The 22,513-nt window shown below is 58.1% G+C and carries 27 protein-coding genes; 21 read left to right on the top strand and 6 right to left on the bottom strand.

Annotated elements, in window-relative coordinates:
* Window positions 1-3: 3 nt before the first annotated feature.
* Window positions 4-1,200 carry a HAMP domain-containing sensor histidine kinase gene (locus QGH30_04075; protein MDP7021513.1) on the bottom strand — a complete coding sequence of 399 codons (1,197 nt, stop codon included), beginning with the start codon at window positions 1,198-1,200 and terminating at the stop codon, window positions 4-6.
* A gap of 158 nt (window positions 1,201-1,358) precedes the next feature.
* Between QGH30_04075 and moaC the strand changes: the two genes are divergently transcribed.
* Window positions 1,359-1,835 (top strand): cyclic pyranopterin monophosphate synthase MoaC, encoded by a 477-nt coding sequence (gene moaC / locus QGH30_04070; GenBank protein MDP7021512.1) that lies wholly within the window; start codon window positions 1,359-1,361, stop codon window positions 1,833-1,835.
* Entirely contained in the window at window positions 1,832-3,082 is a 1,251-nt protein-coding gene (locus tag QGH30_04065) for a molybdopterin molybdotransferase MoeA (protein MDP7021511.1), read from the top strand. The genes moaC and QGH30_04065 overlap by 4 nt, the downstream gene beginning before the upstream one ends.
* Window positions 3,083-3,301: 219 nt before the next feature.
* On the opposite strand, the gene QGH30_04060 is transcribed toward QGH30_04065, so the two are convergent.
* Window positions 3,302-3,679, bottom strand: a complete 378-nt coding sequence (locus QGH30_04060) for a hypothetical protein (protein MDP7021510.1) — start codon at window positions 3,677-3,679, stop codon at window positions 3,302-3,304.
* Window positions 3,680-4,141, bottom strand: coding sequence for a PTS sugar transporter subunit IIA (locus QGH30_04055; protein MDP7021509.1), 462 nt, complete (start codon window positions 4,139-4,141; stop codon window positions 3,680-3,682). It lies immediately after the preceding gene.
* A 152-nt stretch (window positions 4,142-4,293) separates the two neighbouring features.
* On the opposite strand from QGH30_04055, the gene rsgA reads away from it, so the two are divergent.
* From rsgA to QGH30_04040, 3 genes are all read left to right on the top strand, one after another.
* Window positions 4,294-5,229, top strand: a complete 936-nt coding sequence (rsgA, locus tag QGH30_04050) for a ribosome small subunit-dependent GTPase A (protein MDP7021508.1) — start codon at window positions 4,294-4,296, stop codon at window positions 5,227-5,229.
* Window positions 5,230-5,309: 80 nt separating this feature from the next.
* Complete coding sequence (locus QGH30_04045; GenBank protein MDP7021507.1) at window positions 5,310-5,507, top strand: cold-shock protein; 198 nt, start codon at window positions 5,310-5,312, stop codon at window positions 5,505-5,507.
* 59 nt (window positions 5,508-5,566) lie between these two features.
* The gene (locus QGH30_04040; GenBank protein MDP7021506.1) at window positions 5,567-6,481 is read left to right on the top strand and encodes an aminotransferase class IV; all 915 of its coding nucleotides are present in this window, start codon (window positions 5,567-5,569) and stop codon (window positions 6,479-6,481) included.
* 27 nt (window positions 6,482-6,508) lie between these two features.
* On the opposite strand, the gene QGH30_04035 is transcribed toward QGH30_04040, so the two are convergent.
* Entirely contained in the window at window positions 6,509-6,937 is a 429-nt protein-coding gene (locus QGH30_04035) for a hypothetical protein (protein ID MDP7021505.1), read from the bottom strand.
* A gap of 384 nt (window positions 6,938-7,321) precedes the next feature.
* Here QGH30_04035 and QGH30_04030 point away from each other — a divergent pair, with 384 nt between their 5' ends.
* On the top strand, window positions 7,322-7,675 hold the full coding sequence (locus QGH30_04030; GenBank protein MDP7021504.1) for an HU family DNA-binding protein: 354 nt from the start codon (window positions 7,322-7,324) through the stop codon (window positions 7,673-7,675).
* Between the two features lie 71 nt (window positions 7,676-7,746).
* On the opposite strand, the gene QGH30_04025 is transcribed toward QGH30_04030, so the two are convergent.
* Complete coding sequence (locus tag QGH30_04025; protein MDP7021503.1) at window positions 7,747-8,301, bottom strand: hypothetical protein; 555 nt, start codon at window positions 8,299-8,301, stop codon at window positions 7,747-7,749.
* Window positions 8,302-8,441: 140 nt separating this feature from the next.
* Here QGH30_04025 and QGH30_04020 point away from each other — a divergent pair, with 140 nt between their 5' ends.
* The 7 genes from QGH30_04020 (at window position 8,442) to QGH30_03990 (ending at window position 14,527) form a co-directional block, all read left to right on the top strand.
* The gene (locus tag QGH30_04020) at window positions 8,442-9,305 is read left to right on the top strand and encodes a nitrilase-related carbon-nitrogen hydrolase (GenBank protein MDP7021502.1); all 864 of its coding nucleotides are present in this window, start codon (window positions 8,442-8,444) and stop codon (window positions 9,303-9,305) included.
* Window positions 9,302-10,132, top strand: a complete 831-nt coding sequence (locus QGH30_04015) for an NAD+ synthase (protein ID MDP7021501.1) — start codon at window positions 9,302-9,304, stop codon at window positions 10,130-10,132. Before QGH30_04020 ends, QGH30_04015 begins: the two co-directional genes overlap by 4 nt.
* Entirely contained in the window at window positions 10,129-10,803 is a 675-nt protein-coding gene (gene rsmI / locus QGH30_04010) for a 16S rRNA (cytidine(1402)-2'-O)-methyltransferase (GenBank protein ID MDP7021500.1), read from the top strand. Before QGH30_04015 ends, rsmI begins: the two co-directional genes overlap by 4 nt.
* 45 nt (window positions 10,804-10,848) lie before the next feature.
* Entirely contained in the window at window positions 10,849-11,445 is a 597-nt protein-coding gene (locus QGH30_04005) for a CDP-alcohol phosphatidyltransferase family protein (GenBank protein ID MDP7021499.1), read from the top strand.
* Window positions 11,438-12,082, top strand: coding sequence for a dTMP kinase (tmk, locus tag QGH30_04000; GenBank protein MDP7021498.1), 645 nt, complete (start codon window positions 11,438-11,440; stop codon window positions 12,080-12,082). The genes QGH30_04005 and tmk overlap by 8 nt, the downstream gene beginning before the upstream one ends.
* A 64-nt stretch (window positions 12,083-12,146) precedes the next feature.
* On the top strand, window positions 12,147-13,781 hold the full coding sequence (locus QGH30_03995) for a S41 family peptidase (GenBank protein ID MDP7021497.1): 1,635 nt from the start codon (window positions 12,147-12,149) through the stop codon (window positions 13,779-13,781).
* 14 nt (window positions 13,782-13,795) lie between these two features.
* The gene (locus tag QGH30_03990; GenBank protein ID MDP7021496.1) at window positions 13,796-14,527 is read left to right on the top strand and encodes a hypothetical protein; all 732 of its coding nucleotides are present in this window, start codon (window positions 13,796-13,798) and stop codon (window positions 14,525-14,527) included.
* Here QGH30_03990 and alr read toward each other — a convergent pair.
* Window positions 14,469-15,605 carry an alanine racemase gene (gene alr, locus QGH30_03985; protein ID MDP7021495.1) on the bottom strand — a complete coding sequence of 379 codons (1,137 nt, stop codon included), beginning with the start codon at window positions 15,603-15,605 and terminating at the stop codon, window positions 14,469-14,471. The genes QGH30_03990 and alr overlap by 59 nt on opposite strands.
* 65 nt (window positions 15,606-15,670) lie before the next feature.
* Here alr and dusB point away from each other — a divergent pair, with 65 nt between their 5' ends.
* The 8 genes from dusB to QGH30_03945 all read left to right on the top strand — a co-directional run.
* On the top strand, window positions 15,671-16,669 hold the full coding sequence (gene dusB / locus QGH30_03980; GenBank protein ID MDP7021494.1) for a tRNA dihydrouridine synthase DusB: 999 nt from the start codon (window positions 15,671-15,673) through the stop codon (window positions 16,667-16,669).
* A complete protein-coding gene (locus QGH30_03975) occupies window positions 16,666-17,208 on the top strand; it encodes a tetratricopeptide repeat protein (protein MDP7021493.1) in 543 nt (180 codons plus the stop codon). The genes dusB and QGH30_03975 overlap by 4 nt, the downstream gene beginning before the upstream one ends.
* Complete coding sequence (locus QGH30_03970; protein ID MDP7021492.1) at window positions 17,208-18,572, top strand: ATP-binding cassette domain-containing protein; 1,365 nt, start codon at window positions 17,208-17,210, stop codon at window positions 18,570-18,572. Before QGH30_03975 ends, QGH30_03970 begins: the two co-directional genes overlap by 1 nt.
* Window positions 18,569-19,396, top strand: coding sequence for a YhjD/YihY/BrkB family envelope integrity protein (locus QGH30_03965; GenBank protein ID MDP7021491.1), 828 nt, complete (start codon window positions 18,569-18,571; stop codon window positions 19,394-19,396). Before QGH30_03970 ends, QGH30_03965 begins: the two co-directional genes overlap by 4 nt.
* A complete protein-coding gene (locus QGH30_03960) occupies window positions 19,380-20,753 on the top strand; it encodes a dipeptidase (GenBank protein MDP7021490.1) in 1,374 nt (457 codons plus the stop codon). Before QGH30_03965 ends, QGH30_03960 begins: the two co-directional genes overlap by 17 nt.
* A gap of 10 nt (window positions 20,754-20,763) precedes the next feature.
* The gene (locus tag QGH30_03955) at window positions 20,764-21,933 is read left to right on the top strand and encodes an acyl-CoA dehydrogenase (protein ID MDP7021489.1); all 1,170 of its coding nucleotides are present in this window, start codon (window positions 20,764-20,766) and stop codon (window positions 21,931-21,933) included.
* A 9-nt stretch (window positions 21,934-21,942) separates the two neighbouring features.
* Window positions 21,943-22,224, top strand: a complete 282-nt coding sequence (locus QGH30_03950; GenBank protein MDP7021488.1) for a hypothetical protein — start codon at window positions 21,943-21,945, stop codon at window positions 22,222-22,224.
* Window positions 22,225-22,330: 106 nt separating this feature from the next.
* On the top strand, window positions 22,331-22,513 hold a 183-nt coding region (locus tag QGH30_03945; protein ID MDP7021487.1), incomplete at its 3' end, for a hypothetical protein.

Here is a 22,513-nt window from a genome sequence, read left to right as displayed (position 1 = left end):
AAGCTAGCCGACTTTCTGATGGGAGGGACTCTTGCCCTTCTCTTCTTCCTGCACTTCGGGGGGACCTTCAAGAGGCAGGGTGAAGGAGAAGGTACTTCCCTTTCCCGGCAGGCTTTCCACGCAAATGTTCCCGCCGTGGAGGTTTACATAGTGGCGGGCGAGGTCGAGACCGAGTCCGGCCCCGGTTTCCATTTGGGCCATGGGATCATGGGAGCGGTGGAATCGACTGAAAATACGCTCCTGGTCCTCGAGCGCAATGCCGATGCCGGTATCCCGAACGCTCACGATAATCTCGTCGCCGCGCCTGCGGGCAGAGATCAACACCTCGCCACCCTCGCGATTGTATTTCACGCCATTGGTGAGCAGATTCCAGATCACCTGCTGGATGCGGAAGGAATCCATGCGGATTTCCGGGACCCCTGTAACATTGTCGATGACCAACTGCACGCCCTTCTCCTGGGCGCGGCTCTGAACCGTGGAGACGGCTTCCTCGATGACACTTTTCAGGTCAGACCGCTGCAGGTTCAGGCGACTCTGCTGATCCTCGCTCCGCGAGTAGTCCATGAGATCCTCGATCAGGGCGAGAAGCTTGTGGCTTTGATCGTAAACCACTTCTGTGAACTCCGCGCGAACATCTTTCGGCAGATCCCCCCGGAGTTGTTCGGAGTAGGCAATGACGGAGGTCAGGGGCGTCTTCAACTCATGGCTGACCTTGGCCAGCAGGTCGAGCTTGCGTTTGCCCAGTTCCATGAGCCGCAGGTTTGCCTTCCGCAGTTCTTCCAGAGCCTGATTTCTCTGCCTCATGTAGATGCCACTAATGGCATCTTTTCCCTTGGAGAGAAGCATGATCAGGCGTGCCAGATTACCGGACAGGGTCTCCGGGCTGCTTTCGCGGCTCACCACTTCCCAGAGGAGATTCCCCATGAGATTGATGATGAACTGCATGTCACGGATCGGCTGGCCGCTCTTTGCATTCCGGTCACTTGTAAAGTCAATGAAGAAGGTGTAGAGGTAGTCATTGTCGAAACGGAGAGACTGGAGGATGGGATCGAGATAGCTCCAGGCCAGTTTGTCCAGATCCTCATCGCTCTTGTCCTGGAAATTGGCCTGCCCGGCGGAGCGAATACCCAGAGCCATCCGCTCCTGAACGACAGGCAGATTACTTTCCAGGATCTCCAGCAAAGTGGCAGTTTTTTCCATGACTTTCTCCGGGAGGAATAGGGACTCCGGGAAACAAGATCCCAAAAGGGTGCAGACTTCCTGTTGATTCCCTCTTCTTCCTCGCTAGAATGCAGCAAGAGGCTTTCATCCCCGAGGATGAAGCCCCACCGATTTCCCCTACAAGGAGAGCAAGAAACATGTCAGAGCTTTCGCACCTGGATCCGGAGGGCCGTGCCCGAATGGTGGACGTGGGAGACAAGAAGCTATCGGCGAGAATGGCGCGCGCCCGGGCTCGAGTTCAACTGGGTCAGGAATCCATGGAGGCTCTTCGGGAGAACCCGAAGGGAGATGTCTTCGCAGTAGCCCGAATCGCAGGGATCCAGGCGGCCAAGCGTTGTGGCGAACTGATTCCCCTCTGCCACCCGATCCCCCTCCATCATGTTTCCGTGGATCTTCACCTCGAAGTCGAAAGCAGGGAGATTCTGATCGAGTCTCGGGTCTCCTGTGAGGGGAAGACCGGCGTGGAGATGGAGGCTCTGAGTGCCGTCAGCGTTTCAGCGCTCACGGTCTATGACATGCTCAAGGCCGTGGACAAGGGCATCCGGATCAGGGAGATCTTCCTGCTGGAAAAAAGCGGGGGCAGGTCCGGGCACTGGCAGAGGGAGACAGAATGAGCACCGGTCCCGAGCGACTGTTTGTGAGCGTTGAGGAAGCGATCGACCTGATCGAGCAGCACCTTCCTCCCGCCTCAAGCGAAGTTCTTCCTCTTGACAAGGCCAGCGGCAGGATTCTCATGGAGGATCTTGCGGCCACAGAAGACCTGCCCCGCTTTGCCAACAGCGCCATGGACGGATTTGCACTTCGCGAAGCAGATTTGAAAGGGGCTTCGAAAGAATCTCCCCGCAGTCTTCCTCTCGCCGGGGAAATTGCGGCAGGGGGAGACCCGGCAATTCCCTGGCCCCCGGGAAGCTGCCTTCGCATCCTCACCGGCGCCCCGGCGCCCGCAGACTGTGAGGGCGTGGTTCCCGTCGAGGACTGCGAGGAGGGGGACGGCGTGGTTCATTTCCATGCCGAACTCCCCCGGGAAGTCCGTCATTTGCGTCCCGCCGGAGAGGATGTTCAAAAGGGAGAACTCCTCATGGAGAATGGGAGGCTTCTGCGCCCGGCGGAAATCGCCCTCCTTGCCGCACAGGGAGTGAGAGAGTTGCCCTGCGCTCGGCTTCCCCGTGTTGCACTTCTGGCAACAGGAAACGAGCTTGCCGATTATCGGGAAAGCCCTGGCCCTTCGGGCATTCGGGACAGCAATCGCCCGGCCCTGAAAGCAATGCTTGAGGCTGAGGGCTTTCAGCCGGAACTGATCGGCCCTGCTCCGGATCGAAAGGGGGCGCTATCGGACCTTCTGGCTTCTGCATTGGACGAGTATGACTGTCTGGTCACAATCGGGGGAATCTCGGCAGGGCGTTATGATCTCGTGGGAGAAAGCCTGCAGGCTCTCGGCGCGCGCTGGATTTTCCATAAGGTCACCCAGCAGCCCGCCAAGCCCCTGGCCTTCTTTCAATGGAAAGCCAAGCCTGTGTTCTGTCTTCCCGGCAATCCGGTTTCCAGTTTTCTGGCGGCCTGGTTCTACCTTCTGCCTGCGCTGAAGAGGATGAGTGGTCACCGGAAGACTCGCCCCCCGGAAGTTCTGGCAGTGCTGGAGGAATCGCTTTCTGGAAAACCCAAGAAGAGCTTCTTCGCAAGAGCGCATACCCGCTGGGATGACGGGCAGTTTCTCAGCCGGCCCTGCCCTCCCCACGGGAGTCACATTCTCAGCAGCCTTGGAGAGGCCAACAGCTTTATCCTGCTTCCGCCAGGGCAGGGAGAGCTTCCGCCGGGATCAGGCGTGAAGGTTTTCTTTTTCCATCCGGATATTTCTCAATGAGACGAGCGCTATGGCAATGAGCCAGAGGTCCAGGATGATAATCGCAAGTCCGGTTCCGATCAGGGACCAGCTTCTGGCAAGGATGAATGTTCTGTCAGGGGATTGTTTCCGGAAGGCGAAATCCAGGGCAGAAAAAAACCTGCAGGAGCTACGCCGAAGCGAAAACTCCCGCAGGAGGGTGAGAGAAAGTAGAATGTTAGAGGATCGGGCAGAGGCCTGTCAAGCCCCTCGGCCGATTTTTCCGCCGGGCCAGTACAGGATCCTCCCGCAATTCTCGCAATGTAGGATTTTATCGCTGTTCTCGGCCGAAGTAAAAGCCGTTGGAATCACAGCAAAGCAGCCCAGGCAGAGGTTTCCGGTCACCGGAACCACAGCCCGACCGAGTCTCTTGCTGGTTCTTTCATAGCGGCTGAGAAGCTGGGGACGGATGCTCTCCGACAATTCCTTGCGGGCTCCCTGAAGGTCGTCCAGACCCTCCAGACCAAAGCCCATGTCGGCCAGTTTCTGTGCGTGGGTCTTGTCCTCAGTTTCCCGGATCATGTCATCGAGATCCTGAAGCGCCACCAGGCGAAGCAGGTGTTCATTCAGATCGGTCAATCATTCACCCCCGATTATGGACTGGAATTCTTCAAAGTTGCCCGAGCGAATCATGTTCATGCGAGTGTCCTCATTGCGGACCATTTCGACAACCTTGCCAAGTGCGGGAAGGTAGCGGTTTTCCTTCTCCACGGGAGGTGCGATGAACATGAAAAACAGGCGGACGGCCTTCGCATCAATGGCTCCGTAGTCGACACCCTTCTGGGAAATTGCAACCAGTGTCATCAGCCCGGGAACCGCGAGGGAGCGCCCGTGGGGGAATGCCACTTCGTTTCCAAGGCCAGTGCTGCCCAGGCTTTCCCGGTTTTTCAACATGCCGAGAATGACATCCCGATCCTGAATAACCCCGGCCTGCACTGCATGGTCGACCATTTCCTCGAGAGCTTCGTCTCTTGAAGTGGCATTCAGGTTTGGAATAAAGAGTTCAGGCTTGAAGAGAGTCAGGAGTTCTTCGCGAGTCATGGGAGATAGGCTTCCTTCGTTTCGAGAAGAGGTCTGTGTCAATGGTCTCTCCCTTGGGCGGGATTAATGATGCCTACAGGCTAACAAAAGTCTGCGGTGGGGACAAGCCATGAAGGCTTCCCGACGGGGAAAAAACCTGCTATCTTCTGCGCATGTCAACAGGGTTCTCAAAGGGGCAGGTGATTCGCGCCGAAAGCGACCGCTATCGGGTGCTGACGGAAGAGGGAGAGGTTCCCTGCCGTCTTCGGGGCAGGATCAAGAAGGAAGAGCAGGGCCGCCTGCGCAATGTGGTGGTGGGGGACCGGGTACACATTCTCCTTACCGGTCCCGACGATGACCCGGCCCGGGACGGTGTCATCGAGGAAGTCCTTCCCCGCGACAATTTCCTTTCTCGGGCTTCGGCGGGCAGGGGACGCAGGGAACAGACCCTGATCGCCAACATCGACCGCGTGATTGCGGTCATGAGTGCCCGGCAACCGGACTTCAACGCCGGTTTTCTGGACCGCCTGCTGGTGGCTTCCTCCCAAAGAAGGATCGACTCCCTCCTCTGTCTGAACAAGTGTGACCTGCTTGGCCGTGACGAGATCGAGAAACTGGTGGAACCCTACCGCCTTGCCGGCTATCCGGTTCTTCTGGGTTCCGCCCTCAGTGGCGAGGGTCTCGATTCCCTGGCCGCTGAAATGAAGGATCGGGTCAGCATCTTTCTGGGACCTTCCGGGAGCGGCAAAAGCAGCCTCCTGCATCGGATCCAGCCGGGTCTGGAAATCGCCACCGGAGAAGTGAGTGAATCCACGGGCAAGGGGCGGCATACCACGAGCTACACGCAGATTCACGCTCTTGATTCGGGGGGTTTTCTTGCAGACTCGCCGGGGATGCGGGAGTTTTCTCTCTGGAAGATCCCGGCCCGGGAGCTCTCAGGCTACTTCCCCGAATTCAGGGACTATAGCTACGGCTGCCACTTTCCCGATTGCAGTCATTCTCACGAGCCCCGCTGCTCTTTGCGGGAAGCGGTGGAGAACGGCAAGGTTAATAACACTCGCTACAAGAGCTATCTTACTATCCTGCAAGATCTTAACGCCCCCTCTTGACCTCAATCCGGAAACTGTGCTAGGTTTGAAAGGGGAAGTCCGTCTTCCCGCTCCGTTTTTGTTTTATCAAGGGGGCAGTTTTGCGCGGTAAAGTAAAGTGGTTCGACGAGGCCAAGGGATATGGTTTCATCGAGCAAGAGACCGGGGATGATATCTTCGTCCACTTCTCCAACATTGAAGGAGAAGGCTTCCGGACTCTCAACGAAGGACAGGAAGTCGAATTCGAGATCAGCCAGGGCCCCAAGGGCCCACTGGCCACAAACGTGACCAAGGCCTGATCGGCGTTTCAATCCGAGCCCCCGCTTGCGGGGGCTTTTTTTTTTGGAGGGTATCTTCCATGAAAGCTGAGATGGCCAGCCATGTGCTGCTGAATCTTCGCGTCATTCCTGTTGGGGAAGCGAAGGTGTCTGTGTCGGACCGGGGCTTTCTTTTCGGAGACGGGATCTATGAGACCCTTCGGGTCTATGGAGGTTGCCCCTTTCTTCTCGATGAACACCTCCTGCGGCTGCGGGAGTCTGGGCGGTCGATTTATCTGGATCTTCCCTGGTCGGACGGGGAACTGAAGGAGGGAGTCCGGGAACTTCTGGAGACAAACCGGATCTCCGAGGGCCGGATGAGGATTACGGTCACTCGGGGAATCGGGGATGTCCGGGCGCGCCCCCATGAAATGAAGGATCCTCTGCTCGTCATTCGGGTGGAGCATTATGAGGCGCCCGCAGAGGACTACTATGAGACGGGCGTGAAGGTGGAAATCGCCGACCGCTTTCGCAATCTGCCGGCCGCCCTGGATCCCGCGGTCAAGAGCGGCAACTTTCTCAACAACCTTCTGGCCCGGTTCGAAATGAAGCGGGAGGACAGTTTCGAGATCCTTCTTCCCAATCACCGGGGAGAGTTGACCGAGGGGAGTCTTTCGAACCTCTTTCTCGTGGATGAGCGGGGAAAACTGCTGACGCCTTCACCCGAAAGCGGACTGCTTCTGGGAATTACCCGTTCCCATGTACTGGAGATTGCCAGAAGCGAGGGGCTGGATCTGCGGGAATGCACCATCCTCCCCCGGGATCTCCGGGAGGCAAGCGAGGCCTTCCTCACGGCCAGCACTCTGGAGATTCTGCCCATTGCCTTCGTGGAAGAGAAGAGGATCGGTGAGCCGGGGATGGGTCCCGTGACGGCGATGCTGCGGGAGGCTTATCGACGGGAAGTTCTCGAATACTGCCATCGCAAACGAGAGGGCAAAAAAAAACCCCGTCGATGACGGGGCTTTTTCACAAGGGGAGCGTTCCTAGAAAGGGCGCAGATCCCTGCTGTCAGTGCCAGAATCACAGTCGATCAGAAGCTCGAAGCTTGAGGAGTAGCCACTCTCGTTGCCGGAGAGGTCACTCGCACTGATCCGATACTGCAGGCGATGCAGACCGGAACCGCTGATCTGGTCGTAGTAGCTGGATGTCAGGGCGGAACCCATGGACTCCCACTGACCGTTGGCCGACAGGCGGTAAACGGTGTAGTGGCTCAGGTCGGACTCAACATTGTTCGACCAGATCAGAACCAGCTTGCTGCCGTGAGCTTCCACGGAGAGGTTCATCGGGGCAGCGGGAGGAACCAGGTCTTCCTCAGTGTGAGGGGCGACCGGGTTGGAATTGGTGCCAGAGCAACCGGTCAACGCAAAGGCGAGGACGGTAAGCAAGGCGATCAGAGTCAGAGCATTACGCATTATCAGGTTCTCCTTTTCAAATGCATGCACGCGCGTATATGGCGTTTGATCGGGAATCAAAATGGCTGCGAGGAAACAGGAGGTCGTGTCGATTAGCAGGTCAGGTCGTCCCCCCGCAGCCGCTCTCGAAAAGCAATCTCGATGCCACGGTCCACTTTCTCTCGAGTCGATGTGTAAGCCAATGCTATTCAATGGTTTACATATACGGCCTGACTCCGGCAGCGGAGATTGGTCGGAAGAAGGGCTTGGAATTCAGCCACTCAGGGTGAAAAAAAAACCTGCTACCGGTCATTTCTTTCCCCAGCTGTTCTTGACAGCATTTGCAGATCTCCGCTAATCTGCTATCGGTAAAGGGTTTAAACCCTGCCCGAAAGGAGAGGGCGCATGACGAAGGCGCAAATCGTCGAGGAAATTGTCCAGAAGACCGGCTTGACCAAGAAGGATGTGGCCGAAACGGTGGACCAGTTCCTGAAGTCTATCTCCGATGCCCTGGCCGACGGAAAACACTTGGAAATCAGGGGCTTTGGAACCTTCAAGGTGAAACTTCGCAAGGCGCGGATGGCCAGGAATCCGAGAACCGGTGACCCGGTTCCGGTTCCCGAGCGCCTTGTGCCTGTGTTCAAGGTGAGCAAGGAACTAAAGGATATGGTTGCTACAACCAATCCCATTGCCGGGGAAGATGCGGATCTGGTTCTGGAGGATCCCCCCGATGAATTGCCACCCGGTTCGATATTCTGATTTTTCCGACGAAACGAGAAAAAGGCCCTCATCCTTGAGGGCCTTTTTCATGGCGGTGAATTCGGAGAATCCTAGTTGTCGAAGAGCCAGGAGAGCGAGACGCTCAGATCATAGTGAGAGGTGAGATCCAGATCCTCGGTGGTTTCTCCCGGCATCCAGACCCCGTTCCAGGCGCAATCTCCCCGCAAGTATAGATCGGAGAAGAGGTTCCGTCGAACGCCGATGCCCAGTTGAACACTTTTGTCACTGGAATAGACGCCGCTTTCGTGGCGATTGAAGCTCCCCACTCCCGCCAGCAGATGCATGAAGAAGCCCTGAATGGGAAGAAGATCCCGGGTCAGGGCAAACTGCACCCGGCTGACATAGTCATCTATTCCAAAAGGAAGGCCGCCGCCCTCGATGGTCGAGCGGGCCATGTGAACCTGAAAACCAAAGTAGGGAACGAAACGCAGGTCCGCGCGAAGGCCCCAGGAGAGGGTGCTTTCGTAATTCGAAAGGGAGGAGTCATACTTGAGCAGTCCCAGACTGGGGGAGATCTCCACACTGGGAAGTTCCTGATAGGCCAGGGAAGGACTGGCCACAAAGAGGGCGAGCAGCAGGAAGGGCAGCAAGAATGTCTTTCTCATCATGTTCCTTCGGTTAGGAGGTTTCGGTCCGAGGGATAGATTAGGGAAGGGGGCATGGGAAATCAAGGTCTGCTGTCAATTCCCGGCCGCTTGCATGCGCCCCACTCCTTCGCTAGACTGTTGCCGAAAGGGGGACGCCCATGAAGTTTCGTATGGGAATTGCCCAAGTGGATTCTGCCCTGGGGCTTCAGGAGAAGAACCGGGATCTTCACCTTGCCAGAATCGAAGAGGCGGCATCGAAAGGTGTCGACCTGCTGGCATTTCCGGAACTGAGTCTGACGGGTTATCTCGTCAAGGACATGGTTCCCGATCTCGCGCTCTCTCCGGAGGATTCTTTTCTTGATCCCCTGCGGGAAGCTTCCCGTCACATGGACCTGGTTTTCGGTCTGGTCGAGGAGTCCCGGGACTTTCTTCCCTCCAACAGCCTGATCTGGATGAGCGGCGGCGAAGTTCTTCATATTCACCGGAAGGTCTACCTTCCCACCTACGGCATGTTCGAGGAACAGCGCTACTTTGCCCGCGGTCAGCGCATTGAGGCCTTCGATACCCGCTTCGGCAGGATGAGCATGGCGGTTTGTGAGGATCTCTGGCATCCTTCGCTCAGCCATCTGGCCTTTCTCGATGGTGCTTTGGGGATGATCTGTTCCGCGGCCAGTCCGGTTCGCGGAGTGGAAAAAGGGGATCTTCCTCCTTCGGCTGCCTTCTGGAACCAGCGCCTGCTGCATGATGCCAGTGTCTACGGTTCCTTCATTGCCTTTTCCAATCGTGTGGGAGTGGAGGACGGAATCAGTTACTGGGGCGGAAGCCGCATGGTGAGTCCCGGTGGCACCCTGATCGCAGAGGCGCCCATGCACGAGGAAGCTCTTCTTGTTGCGGACATCGATCTTGGAGATGTTCGAAGGGCGCGGCAGCGGTTTCCCCTTCTTCGGGACGAGTCTCCGGAAACCACCTACCGAAATCTGGAGCGCATTCTCAAGAAGCGCGCAGGACTGGAGGAGGAGTGAGGACTCCCTTCGCAGATATCGACTATGAACTCGTTCACCGGATTCTGATCCGTTTCCTCCAGAGTGAAATCGGAAGGACCGGGCTGGAACGGGGTATTCTCGGGCTTTCCGGGGGCCTGGATTCGGCACTGGTGGCCTATCTGGCCGTGGAGGCTCTCGGAGTCGATCGTGTGACGGCCGTCTCCATGCCCTATCGAAGCAGTTCCGAAGAGAGCCGTTCGCACGCAAGGCTGGTGGCTTCGGCGACGGGTCTGGAGCTTCTGGAAGTGGATATCAGTCCCATGGTCGATTCCTATTACAAGAACGAGCCGGATGCGAGCACCCTCCGGCGAGGCAACAAGATGGCCCGTGAGCGGATGAGCATTCTCTACGATCTCTCCGCCGAGAAGGGGGCGCTGGTTCTGGGAACCAGCAACAAGAGCGAACTCTTTCTTGGATACGGCACGGCCTTCGGCGACCTGGCCAGCGCGGTCAACCCTATCGGCGATCTTTACAAGAGCGAAGTGAGACAACTCTCCCGCCTTCTTGGAGTTCCCACAGAAATCGTGGACAAGCCTCCGAGCGCCGACCTCTTTGCGGGACAAAGTGACGAAGAGGATCTGGGTTTCAGCTACGATGAGGTGGATCCCCTTTTGCGCCTCATGCTCGATGAGCGTCGCAATACCGAAGAATGCGTGGAGGAGGGTTTTGACCGTGCTCTGGTGGAGAGGGTTACGGAGATGATTCGTCGCAGCCAGTTCAAGCGCCGCCTGCCGGTGGTTGCGAAAATCTCCCGCCGCACCGTGGATCGGGATTTCCGCTATCCCCGCGACTGGGGAACCGGATGAGCGGGAAACTCGTTCTTGTCCCCACGCCTCTTGGAAACCGGGAAGACATTACCCTTCGCGCTCTGAGAGTTCTGTCGGAAGCCGACCGGATTGCGGCAGAAGACACCCGGCACACCGGGCGACTTTTGAAGCATCATGGGATCAGCACCCGGATGATGAGTTTCCATGAACACAATGAGGCACGCCAAAGCCTTGCGATTGTGGAGCTCCTGAAAGAGGGAAAACTCATTGCCCTGGTCAGCGATGCGGGAATGCCCGGCATCAGCGACCCCGGCTTTCGGGCACTTCGAGCGGCTCGGGAGGCGGGTCTTCCGGTGGAGGTTCTTCCCGGTCCCTCGGCCATCCTTCCGGCTCTGCTGCTCAGCGGGCTCCCCTGCGACCGTTTCTCCTTTGAGGGATTTGTACCCCGCAAAAGCGGTGCCCGGCTCCGTCTTTTCGAGTCCTTCGCCACAGAGAGCCGCACCACGATTTTCTATGAGTCTCCTCACCGGATCGCGAAGTCGGTGGACGCGCTGGCCGAACTCTATCCGGATCGCGAAGTGGCCATTGTTCGCGAGATCAGCAAAATCCACGAGGAGGTTTTGCGGGACTCTGCACGGGCTCTGTCCGGGATGCTGAAAGAGCGACGCCTGAAAGGAGAGATCGTTCTCCTGTTGGGCCCGGCAACTTGACTTGAGGCAGAGCCTCCGCTAGCTTTTGCCCCTCTGAGGAGGATCATGCTCAAGACCCGTATCCAGAACGCTGTCCGATTTCCACTCGAGCCTCTGGCCCGTTTTCTCCTGCACATCGGATTGACGCCGAATGCCATGACCATGATCGGTCTGGTTCTTTCGCTGGCCGCCGGCTATTCCCTTATCCGGGGGCAGATGATCTCGGCAGCCTGGTTGCTGCTCTTCGGGGGAATCTGCGACATCCTCGATGGAAGCATGGCTCGCAGCGGCGGGCGGGAAACAAGGCAGGGTGCCTTTCTGGATTCCACCCTCGATCGCCTCGGGGAGATCGCAATTTTCCTCGGTCTCCTGGTGGTTTTTGCGGGACAGACCTTTCTTCAGTTTCTCGTGGTACTCGCCCTGAGCGGCTCCCTGATGACCAGCTACGCCCGCGCCCGGGCCGAGGGTCTCGGTCTGGATGCAAAAGTCGGCTTGCTGGAAAGGCCCGAGCGGGTGGTGCTTCTTATTCTCGCACTCTTTTTCCCCGATTGGACCGTCTGGAACCGTCCCTTTCTGATCTGGGTACTCTGGATCATGGCTCTTCTTACCTGGCTGACGACACTTCAGAGGATGGTACATGTGCTGGTGAGAAACCATGAATAGCCCGAATGCCCCCGGCTTCTTTCTCACTCTTGAAGGAGGGGAGGGAAGCGGAAAGAGCACTTTGAAGATGCATCTCCGGGAATATCTTGAATCCCGGGGGCAGGAGGTGCTCCTCACCCGGGAGCCCGGGGGGCCGGGGATCTCCGAAGCAATCAGGGACATCCTTCTGGACAATGAGCACCGGGAGATGGACGGCTTGACCGAACTCTTCCTCTACCTTGCCTCCCGGCGGCAGAATCTGGTGCAGACCATCCTTCCTCATTTGAAGAAAGGCGGCGTTGTCATCAGCGACCGCTTTCTCGATGCCAGTGTCGCCTATCAGGGAGGCGGCCGGGAACTGGGGCATGAAAGGGTGGATCGACTGAATCGCGAAGCCGTGGGGGAGCATTTTCCGGATCTGAGCTTTCTGATAGATGTGGATCCTGATCTTGGCTTCCGCCGTGGACCCGGGCAAAGGGAAAGCGACCGGATTGAAAACGAGGCCATGAGTTTTCATCGGAAGGTTCGGGAGGCTTATCTGGACGCAGCGAAACGAAACCCGGAGCGCTTTCGCATTCTGGACGGAAGCAGGAGTGCCGAAGAAGTGGCAGCAATCGCCATCGCAGAGCTGGAGAGTTTCCTGAATTCCCGCGTCTAGCATGCCGCTTGCGTCCTTCCCCATTCCCCCTTATGATTGACGGGATACCATTTGAAAGGGTGCCATGCGTAAACGACTCTATCTTCTCGTCCCCGTTCTGATTGCGGCCAGCCTGGTTGCCAGCATCGCCTTCGGTTTTCCCCGAAAGGAAGCCCCCGCGGCCGATGCCTTCCGCGAATTTGAGCGTTTTTCCAACGCCTATCGGGCAATTCTCGGCAACTACGTCGAGGAAGTGGACAGCCGGGAACTGGTGGATGCGGCCATCGATGCCATGTTCGAGCAACTCGATGCTTTCAGCACCCGAATGGAGCCCGAGAGTTACGAGAATCTCACGATCCGCACCAGGGGAGAGTTCGGAGGACTTGGCATCCAGATCGGAATTCGCGATGACTATCCGACAGTCATCAGCCCCATCGAGGACACGCCTGCCGCCCGTCTGGGCATACGGGGGGGCGACAGGATTGAGGAGATCGAGGGGGAAAACACCCTTGGCTGGAAGATCCAGGACGCCGTGGATCTGCTTCGGGGACCCAAGGGAACTCAGGTAAACATCGGCATTCGTCGCCCCGGAATCGAGGTGATCATTCCTTTTGATATCACTCGGGACATCATCAAGGTGAAGAGTGTTCCCTACACCTTCCTTCTGGAAGGAGACATCGCCTACCTGCGCTGTTCGAACTTCGGGGAGAAGACGGCCGGCGAAATCCAGCGGGCGATTCATGAGATGGAATCCCGGGCAAAACTGAAGGGCATGATTCTCGACCTGAGGAGCAATCCCGGAGGGCTTCTGGACGCAGCCTGCCAGGTGAGCGACCTTTTCCTCGACCGTGGGCAGCTGATTGTTTCCGCCATGGGCAAGTCTGTTCCCCGAACCGACTATGTGGCCCGCACGAGCGCGACCTTTGCCAGGGACTATCCCCTGTTGGTAATGATCAATGGGGCCTCCGCTTCTGCCAGTGAGATTGTGGCCGGTGCCCTTCAGGACTGGGACCGGGGACTGGTAGTGGGACTCAATTCCTTTGGAAAGGGAAGCGTGCAGCGCCTCTTCCCGGACATGGCCGTGTCTGACAGAACCTACAATCAGGAAGATACCGGTGCGCTCAAGTTGACCACTTCCTACTACTACACGCCCAGCGGGCGATGCATCCAGCGCAAGAAATTCGACAGCAAGGACTTCATGGAATCGATGGGAGACATGGAATCCGACAGTCTTCCGGAGTCCCACTTTGAGTCCATGCCCCTGGAAAGCCTGCCGCGTTTCAGCACCTTGGCTCTGGGAAGAGAGGTTCTCGGCGGCGGAGGCATTCACCCTGATTTCAAGGTAGAGGAGAGGGATTTCTCGGACCTTGCACTTGTGCTAAGTGGCAAGGCTTCGTTTTTTCACTACGCAATGCAGGAGCTTCCCAAGGGGGAGATTGCCCTGAGCTACCGTGCAGACCGGCAGGAGACTCGCAAATTCCGGAGTTTCTTGCGGAAGCAGGAATACGATCTGGACGAGTTCGGGGAAGAGGATTTCGAGAAAGAGAGGGACTTCATTGCCTCCCGCATCCGCTTCGAAATGCTCTACAACCAGTTCGGCCTGAAAGAAGCGGTCAGAGCGGGAATCGGGGATGACTGGGAATTGCAGGAAGCTCTGCGTCTGATTCGAAAGCACAAGACGCTCGACGGTCTGCTGGAAGCGGAAGAGTCACAACCCTAGCCATCGCTCCGGCGATGGCGCCGGAAGGTGGAATGTACCAGGCGACACTCATTGTCGACGCAGACGCGGGGGTTCTTGCCGAACGCGAGGACTACCATGCCGCCAATGAGTTGGCGCAGCGGGCTTGGCAGCAGTGGCGGGATTCCGGTTCCAGTTCGGCGGCCTTCGAGACCCTCGACATGGACCTGGTCGATGACTACATCCGCTCCCAGCGGGTGGATCCCTACTTCCCTGATTTTCTGGATTTCATTTCCGAACGGGACATTCTCTTCGGCGTAACCACACAGCGACTTGGGCGCATAGTTGAAACCCTGCTCCGCCGCGAGGGCCTGGAAGGGATTCCGGTTTTTGCCAATCAGATGGAAGTGGAGCCCTTCACCATCCGTCTCCGCTTTCCCTACTATAATGTGCTCGGTTGCGATCTCTGTCCCAGTTGCAATCTCTATCACCTGCGGAGATTTCGCCGCCCCGGCGTTCCTCTGGTTTTTGTGGGAGACAAGGTGCAGGACTATTGTACCTGCCTGGAGGCAGACCTGATCTTCGCTCGCAACGGGCTGGCCCGAAAACTTCGCAACGAGGGAGTCGAGCACCAGCCTTTCCTTCACCTGAGGGATGTGGAGCGATCCCTGATGCGTCACATGATGAACGGGGACCTCGAGCGTCTGCCCCGCAAGGAAATGGATCTGCTCAGTCCACCACCCATCGGGGAAGGTGGGAAGCAAGACGGGCAAGCAACTCGTAGTTGATGGTCCCGATCAGCCCGGCCAGCGTTTCCGCGCCAAGAGTTTCCTCTCCCTGACTTCCGATCAGCACCACCTCGTCATCCCGTCTTGCCTCGGGAATCTCGCTGAGATCCACGACGCAGAGGTTCATCATGACCCTTCCTCTCAGTGGCGCACGCTGCCCCCGAACGAGAACCCAGGCCCGGTCCAGTCCCCGGTCATAGCCGTCCGAGTAGCCGATCGGGAGAATGCCGATCCTCGTTTTCTTTCCGGCCTTCCAGGTACAGCCATAGCCGACATGGCTTCCTGCGGGGACTTCCTTGACCTGGTGAAGTCGGGTCTTCCAGCTCAGGGCGGGCTTGAGGTCCAGATCGTTTCTCTCCAGAGCCCGCGCGCTGGCCAGAGTCTCGCGACTGGGCCAGTGTCCGTAGAGGGAGATGCCGACGCGCAAGAGGTCAAAGGCGGTTTCCGGGAACAGGATCCCTGCCGCCGAACAGGAGTGGTGCTTCATGCGGACCCTGACTCCCCGGCTTTCCAGTTCCTCTAGTGCCCGACGAAACTGTTCCATTTGCTGCAGGGCATAGGAATGATCCGTGCTGTCCTCGATATTGGCGAAATGGCCATGGGCGCCTTCAGGATCCAGGAAAGGGCTCTCCCGGACGGTTTCTGCCAGCTTCGCCAGGTCGGAGGGCATGAATCCCTGCCGGTGTACTCCGGTCTCCAGCTTCAGGTGAATCGGGATGGGGCGACCGATCTTCTTGCCCTCCGCCTCGGTTTCCTCCAGACCTTCCTGATCAACCACGGTGAAACGGGCGCCCAGGGGCAGAAGTTCTGCCAGGTCTTCCTTCCGGGTTCTCGAGAGGATTAGAATCTTCTTCTTTCCGGCTACTGTTGCCAGACGCTGAGCTTCTGCGGCAGAGTGAACCCCGAACCAGATCTGCCCGGCTTCGGACAGGATTTCGGCAACTTCCTCCAGGCCGTGTCCATAGGCATTGGCCTTCACGATCGGGAGAAGGTCCCGCCCGGCGGCGAGCTTGAGAAAGATCCCGTAATTGTGGAGAATGAGGGAGCGGGAGATTTCGATCCAGGAGTCCGCAGTCATGGCCATCCCTGATTTGCGCGGGTAAATGCTGGCAAGAGAACTGGGGGGAAGCTACCATTCATTCGATGAATCGTTCCAGAACTAAGACGGAATCTGTCGAGGCCCTGCGCAAACTCCTTCGAGGGGGAGGAGCGGCGGTTGCGCCCATGGCCGGCATCACGGATCGCAGCTTTCGGAGAATCTGCCGGAGGATGGGTTCGATCTATGTCACGACGGAACTGCTTTCCAGTGAGGGTTGGAGCCGGGGGGGCGCACGCACAGAGCGCATGGCCGCATTCAGCGAGGAAGAACGCCCCCTGGGAATCCAGCTTTTCGGTTCCAATCCTTCCTCCATGGCCGAGTCCGCTCGCCGGGCCGGGGAACTCTCTCCGGACTTCATTGATATCAACTTCGGCTGTCCCGTGAAAAAGGTGGTTCGAAGCGGGGGAGGTTCTGCCTGCATGAAGGATCTTCCCCTGATGCGGGAGATCGTCTCTGCGGTCAATGAGGCCACGGAGCTTCCGGTGAGCATGAAGATCCGCGCGGGCTGGGATGAGCAGCACCTGAACGCTCCCGAGGCGGCCGGGCTTGCCGAGGAAGAGGGACTGGCCTTTGTCACCGTCCACGGGCGAAGCCGGACGCAGTTCTTCCAGGGTCGGGCGAATCTGGAGATCATCCGGGAAACGAAACAGGCCGTGAGTCTGCCGGTGGTGGGCAACGGCGATGTTGTCGATGCCGATTCCTATGAAGCCATGATCGAAAAGACCGGCGTGGATGCAGTCCTGGTGGGTCGGGGTTGTATCGGCAATCCATGGGTCTTTCAGGAGATTGAGGCAAGACGGCAGGGGCGGAACTGGAATGCGCCCCTCCTGGAAGAGCGCGTGGAACTGATCCTCGAGCATTTGTCTGCAAAGGTGGAGAATCTTGGAGAGAGGCGGGGAGTAGTGGAGTTTCGAAAACAGATTGCCTGGTACCTGAAGGGCTTTCCTGGAGCTTCCGCACTGAGAAAGGGCGTGTTTTCCCAAAGCGATCATGCCGGAATCCGGGAAACACTTCTGGCCTTTCTCAGGGAGGACACCTCTTGAGGTACTTTGCCCTCGTCCTTCTTCTTCTTGCGGCTTGTTCCCGGCAGCCTCCCCCTCCTCCGGAAACTGCGCCCGCTCTTTCTCCCTCGACAGCCGGTCTTGTAAATGAAGGCCTGTCCCTGGCCTCCCGGGGCGAGTACACGGAGGCAATCCTCCTCTTTCGGGAAGCACTGAAGAAAAACTCCGACGCAGCCGATGCTGCCTACAATCTCGGGATCGTCTATCGCAAGATCGGGCGACTGGAGAAGGCCGGAGAGGCCCTGCGCCTTGCACTCAAGAACTCGACCCGCCGTCCCGAGTTTCACTATGCTCTCGGCATGGTCTATTTCGATCAGGGAGCCTGGTCCCGGGCTGCCCGATGCTTCCAGCGTTCCTGGCGGCTCGATGAGAATTTCCCGGCTCTTTACGCTCTGGCCGAGACCCGTGCTCGGCAGGGACGGAAGCGGGAGGCCGAGATCCTCCGCGAGCGCTATCTTGAAATGGATCCGGACAGCGTTTGGGGTCGCGAGATTCGACGCAAACTGGAGGAGTCCCGCTGATGAAGGGCGCGCGTCTTCTGGAAGCACGGGGAATCTCCCTTCCCGGAATCCTCGAAACCATGGACCTGTCCTTTTCCGCCGGGGAGCATTGCCTGATCTGGGGAGCCAATGGTTCCGGGAAAACCTCTCTGGCCCGCCTTCTGGCCGGGCTGGATACTCCAGGCAGCGGAGAGATTCTCTGCTCTGGAAACCCTCCCCTGCCCTTTCTCTTTCAGGATCCCGACTCGCAGTTTGCTCTTTCCTCCGTCCGGGACGAAGTTGCCCTGGGTGCCCGTCACAGTGGCGAAGCTCCGATTCGTCGAAAAGAAGAGGGGCCGTCCGGGCGAAGGCTGGAGGAAACACTGAGGAAGTTCCGTCTCCTGGAACTCCGTGATCGCAATCCCCACGCGCTTTCAGGCGGGGAAAAACGCCGCCTGGGCCTGGCCTCCCTGACAATCCTCGACAGCCCGGTTCTCATTCTCGATGAGCCGGAGCTTCATCTGGACGAGAAGTCCTGGCGGAGCTTCCAGACCTTTCTGGAGGACTTGCGTGGTCAGGGCGGACTGCTGATCGAGATCAGTCGGGATCCGGATCGGGCGCTTCAGGCAGACCGGATGATTCTTCTCGAGGAAGGCCGCCTGATTGCCGATGCTCGTCCCGAAGAAGTCTACCGAGAGCACCGCTCCAGGCTGATTCCCCGCGTGGACGCCTGGGAAGATGATCCCCTTCCCCCGCCCTCTTCCTGTCTGCCTCCGACCGGGGATACACTACTCTCTGTCAGGGATCTGGGCCTGAATCATCCCGGCGGAACTTCGCTTCTTGAGAACCTTTCTCTGGAAATCCGCGAAAGAGAACGAATCCTGATTCTTGGAGACAATGCTTCGGGGAAGAGCAGTCTTCTGAAACTCCTGGCCGGACTGGCCGATCCGGATCGCGGAGAAATCAATCATCAGGATTCTCTGCGCAGAGCCCTGGCTCTTCAGGATCCGGAGAGGGCCTGCTTTGCGGAGACGGTTCTTGAAGAAGCCATGTTTGCTCCCCTTCGGCAGGGTTTCTCTTTTGAGGAGGCAGAGGCGATCGCAAGGGAAGCTCTGGAGAGAATGGGCCTGCAGTTTGCGGAGAAGGATCCGCTTCTTCTCTCAGCAGGCGAGCAGAGGCGACTTGCCATTGCCTCGCTTCTTGCTGCCCGTCCCGATCTTCTCCTTCTGGATGAAGCTGCTGCGGCTCTTGACCCCGACGGGATTCACCTGCTTCGTCGGGCTTTGGAAGGCTGGTCGGGGACCTTGCTCTGGGCGGATTGCTGCCTGCCGACAGGCATGGAGTCCTTTTTCCATCGACGCCTGATCCTGCAGAATGGCACACTGGATGAGGGGGTTTCCGGATGAGGAAGATCGGGACACTGTTCGTGGATCTTTTACGGGAGTACCGCAGGGATCGCTGCGGGCAGGCCGCCTCCTCTCTGGCCTTCGGCACTCTTCTCAGCATTGTTCCCCTTGCCGCGCTTCTGGCCTGGCTTCTTCGTCCGTTTCACCGGGAACTTGCGCCTCTGCTGGATTCGCTCAGCCGTTATTTTCTTCCGACTCCCGAACTTCAGGAAATCGTTCAGCGCAATGTGCAGCACTACACGGATCAGGCTCTTGCCATGGGACTATTCGGACTGGGCTTCTTTCTCCTGGTGGCCTGGGGCATGCTGATGAATGTGGAATCGGTCTTCAATGACATCTGGCATGTGAGCGAGAGGCGCGGAAAAGTACACAAGCTGGGCACCTTCTGGGCGACCGTGATTCTGGCTCCCCTGCTCTTCGTGGCCGGGGCCGCGCTGAACCAGTTTCTGGCAGAGCTTGTCGCGGGACATTCCTTCGCGGGATGGTTTCTGGGCGACCTGCTCCCCTTTGCCCTGATGCTGATCTCCCTGGCACTCGGCTACTGGATCCTTCCTCACACGAAGGTCAGCAAGCTGGCCTCTCTCAGTGCTGCGCTTCTGGCAACGCTGCTTTATCAGGGGGTGAAGTGGCTCTTTGTCCGCTATCTTGCTAGCTTTGCGACCTTTGATCGCATCTACGGGATTCTGAGCGTGATTCCCGCTTTCCTCGTCTGGCTTTTCCTGGTCTGGAGTGTCATCTTGCTGGGAGCGGAACTGTCCTGTTCGGTCGATCGAATGCGCGGGAAATCCGGTAGCGAGGAGAAGAGCCTTGACCAGGGTCATTGAGAGAATTCGTTCGCAGTCCGAAGAGCATCTGGAAGACCTCCAGGACTTTCTTCGCATCCCGAGCATCAGCGCCGATGCAGACAGCCGGGAAGCGGTGCAGGAAGCGGCCCGCTGGCTCTCCGATCGACTGGAGAAGATGGGAGCTTCCCCGGAAATCGTCCAGACCGAAGGACACCCGATTGTCTGCGGAGAACTTCCCGGTCCCGAGGATGCGCCGACGCTCCTGGTCTACGGCCACTACGATGTGCAACCCGTCGACCCTCTGGAACTCTGGGACAGTGCTCCCTTTGAGCCCGAGATTCGTGAAGGGGCGGTCTTTGCGCGAGGAGCTTCGGATGACAAGGGGCAATTGCTTTGCCATGTTTTTGCCGCCGAAGCCCTTCTTGCTGAGCAGGGCGCATTGCCGGTGAAACTGAAGTTCCTCTTCGAGGGAGAAGAGGAAGTGGGCAGCCCCTCCCTGAAGCCTTTTGTGCTGGAGAATCTGGATCGACTGTCCTGCGATGCCGTGCTGGTCAGCGACACTTCTTTCTATTCGCGGGAGATTCCCAGCCTGCTTTACGGGCTCCGGGGGCTGGCCTATGTGGAACTGCGCCTGAGAGGCCCGAACCGCGATCTTCACAGTGGCGAGTTCGGAGGAGCCGTTGCCAATCCTGCCGATGTGCTCGCGCGAATGATTGCCTCCCTTCACGACGAGAATCGTCGCGTGAATGTTCCCGGTTTCTATGACCGGGTTCGCCCTTTGGAAGATAGCGAGCGCGAGGCCTTTGCCAGTCTGCCGTTTCGCGAGGAGGAGTATTGCCGGGAACTTGGGGTGGAAGCTCTTGAAGGCGAAGAGGCTTACACGGCCCTCGAGCAACTCTGGGCAAGACCGACCCTGGAAGTGAACGGGATGTGGAGTGGCTTTACCGGGGAAGGCGCCAAGACGGTTCTCCCCTCGGAAGCTTCGGCGAAACTGTCGATGCGTCTGGTTCCCGATCAGGACCCCCGTGAAATCGAGGATGCCCTGGAAGCGCATCTGAGGGCGATCGCTCCCGATTCCGTGAAGCTGGAGTTCATTCGTCACCACGGAGGCAATCCATTTTTGGCGGCCCCCGACAATGCCTTTGTCCGCGCAGCCCGCGACTCGGTCTCCGAAGCCTTTGGACGGGAGCCGGTGATGCTTCGAAGTGGAGGGAGTATCCCGGTCGTGGAAACTTTCAGCACCCAACTTCGTTCTCCTGTTGTGCTGATGGGTTTCGGGCTTCCGGATGACCGGCTTCACTCGCCGAACGAAAAAATGGACCTCGATCAGTTTCACAAAGGAATTGAGGCCTGCGCTCTTTTCCTGAATAAGGCTGCCCGTGTCGGGTTAGAATGAGAGGAATGTCATGGCGGATTTCCTGACGAACTTCGACCTGAATGATGAACAGAAGATGATCCGCGACATGATCCGCGACTTTGCGGTGAAGGAAGTGGAACCCATTGCGGCCGAGATCGACGAGAGCATGGAGTTCCCCAGAGAGAATGTCGACAAGCTGGCGCAGCTGGGGATTCTCGGCATGACGGTTCCCCCCGAGTACGGCGGGGGCGGCATGGACACCCTGAGTTATTCAATTGTTGTCGAAGAACTGTCTCGCGTTTGCGCAAGCACCGGGATCACGGTTGCGGCGGCAGTAAGTCTCGGGATCACGCCCATTCTTCTCAATGGGAATGAGGAACAGAAGAAGAAGTGGCTCCCCGATCTGGCGAGCGGCAAACACCTCGGGGCTTTCGGGCTGACCGAGCCCGGTGCCGGAAGTGATTCCGGAGGGACCCGCACGACGGCTCTTCTCGAAAACGGGGAGTGGCTCATCAACGGAAGCAAGCAGTTCATTACGAACGCAACTTATGCGGGTCTGGCGATCATCACGGCACGAACGGATCCGGGTTCCCAAAGGAGCAAGGGCATCTCGGCGATTGTGGTGCCGACCGATGCGCCGGGATATCGTCTGGGCACCAAGGAAAACAAGTTGGGCATCCGGGCCAGCGACACTCGCGAACTGATTTTCGAGGATTGCCGTGCGCCGGAAGAGAACCTTCTCGGCGAGAAGGACACGGGCTTTGTCACCTTCATGAAGACTCTGGAAGGGGGACGAATCTCTATTGGAGCGATGGCGCTGGGCATCGCCCAGGGGTCGCTCGACAAGGCAGCGGTCTATGCCCAGGAGCGGGAGCAATTCGGAAAACCGATTGCGAGTTTCCAGAGCATCGGCAACAAGCTGGCCGACATGGCAACAGAGGTCGAGGCGGCACGTCATCTGGTCTACCACGCCTCCCGTTTGAAAGATGCAGGGCGTTCCTTTGCCAAGGAAGCCTCCATGGCGAAACTCTTTGCGAGTGAAGTTGCCAGCCGTGCGGCAAGCCAGGCGATCCAGATTTATGGTGGCTATGGTTACACGAAGGACTACCCCGTCGAGCGCTACTACCGGGATGCCAAGCTGACAGAGATCGGCGAGGGAACCAGCGAGATTCAGCGACTGGTGATTGCCCGCAAGGTGCTGGAAGAATACGCAATCTAGGAGGATGCCGTGGAATTCCTGATATTTCTCTCCGCACTGCTGGCTCTGGGGCTTCTGGCCGGAATCGCCCTGACGGTTTTCGGCCTGATCTTCAAACTGATTCTCCTTCCCCTTCAGTTCGGTTTCTGGATGGTCAAGGGTCTGCTCGGGGCGGCCATCGCCCTGATTCTCCTGCTCCTGTTTCTTCCCCTTCTGGGCGCCGCTCTTCCGATTCTTCTGGTCATTGCCGCCTGGCCCATCGCCCTGATTGCCTTGATAATCCTGGGAATCAAGGCACTGATGGGGGATTAGGCTTTTCCAGGGTGAAATCAGGGTCTTTCCTTCCCTTTCCCGGTGTTGATTCCCGTCTCCTGATCGGTTAGTTTCAATTATCTCTTTCCAGGAGGATCTTCCGACCATGAAGAATCGGTGTTGGCGTGAGGCACGGCGTCTCTTTTTGCTTCTCCTGATGATTGGCATTCCCATCATGGCTCAAACTCCGGATGCGGAGAACTTTGAGCTTCTCAGTCGCATGGATCCCGGGATGAGAGCCGCCGTTCTGGAGGCCATTGGTGCTTCTGCTGCGGAATCCGACAGCTTT

Source organism: Candidatus Krumholzibacteriia bacterium (assembly GCA_030748535.1).
In the GTDB taxonomy this organism is placed as follows: domain Bacteria; phylum Krumholzibacteriota; class Krumholzibacteriia; order JACNKJ01; family JACNKJ01; genus JASMLU01.
Note: the sequence above shows the minus strand (reverse complement) of the source record. Positions and strands in the feature narration are given on the sequence as shown.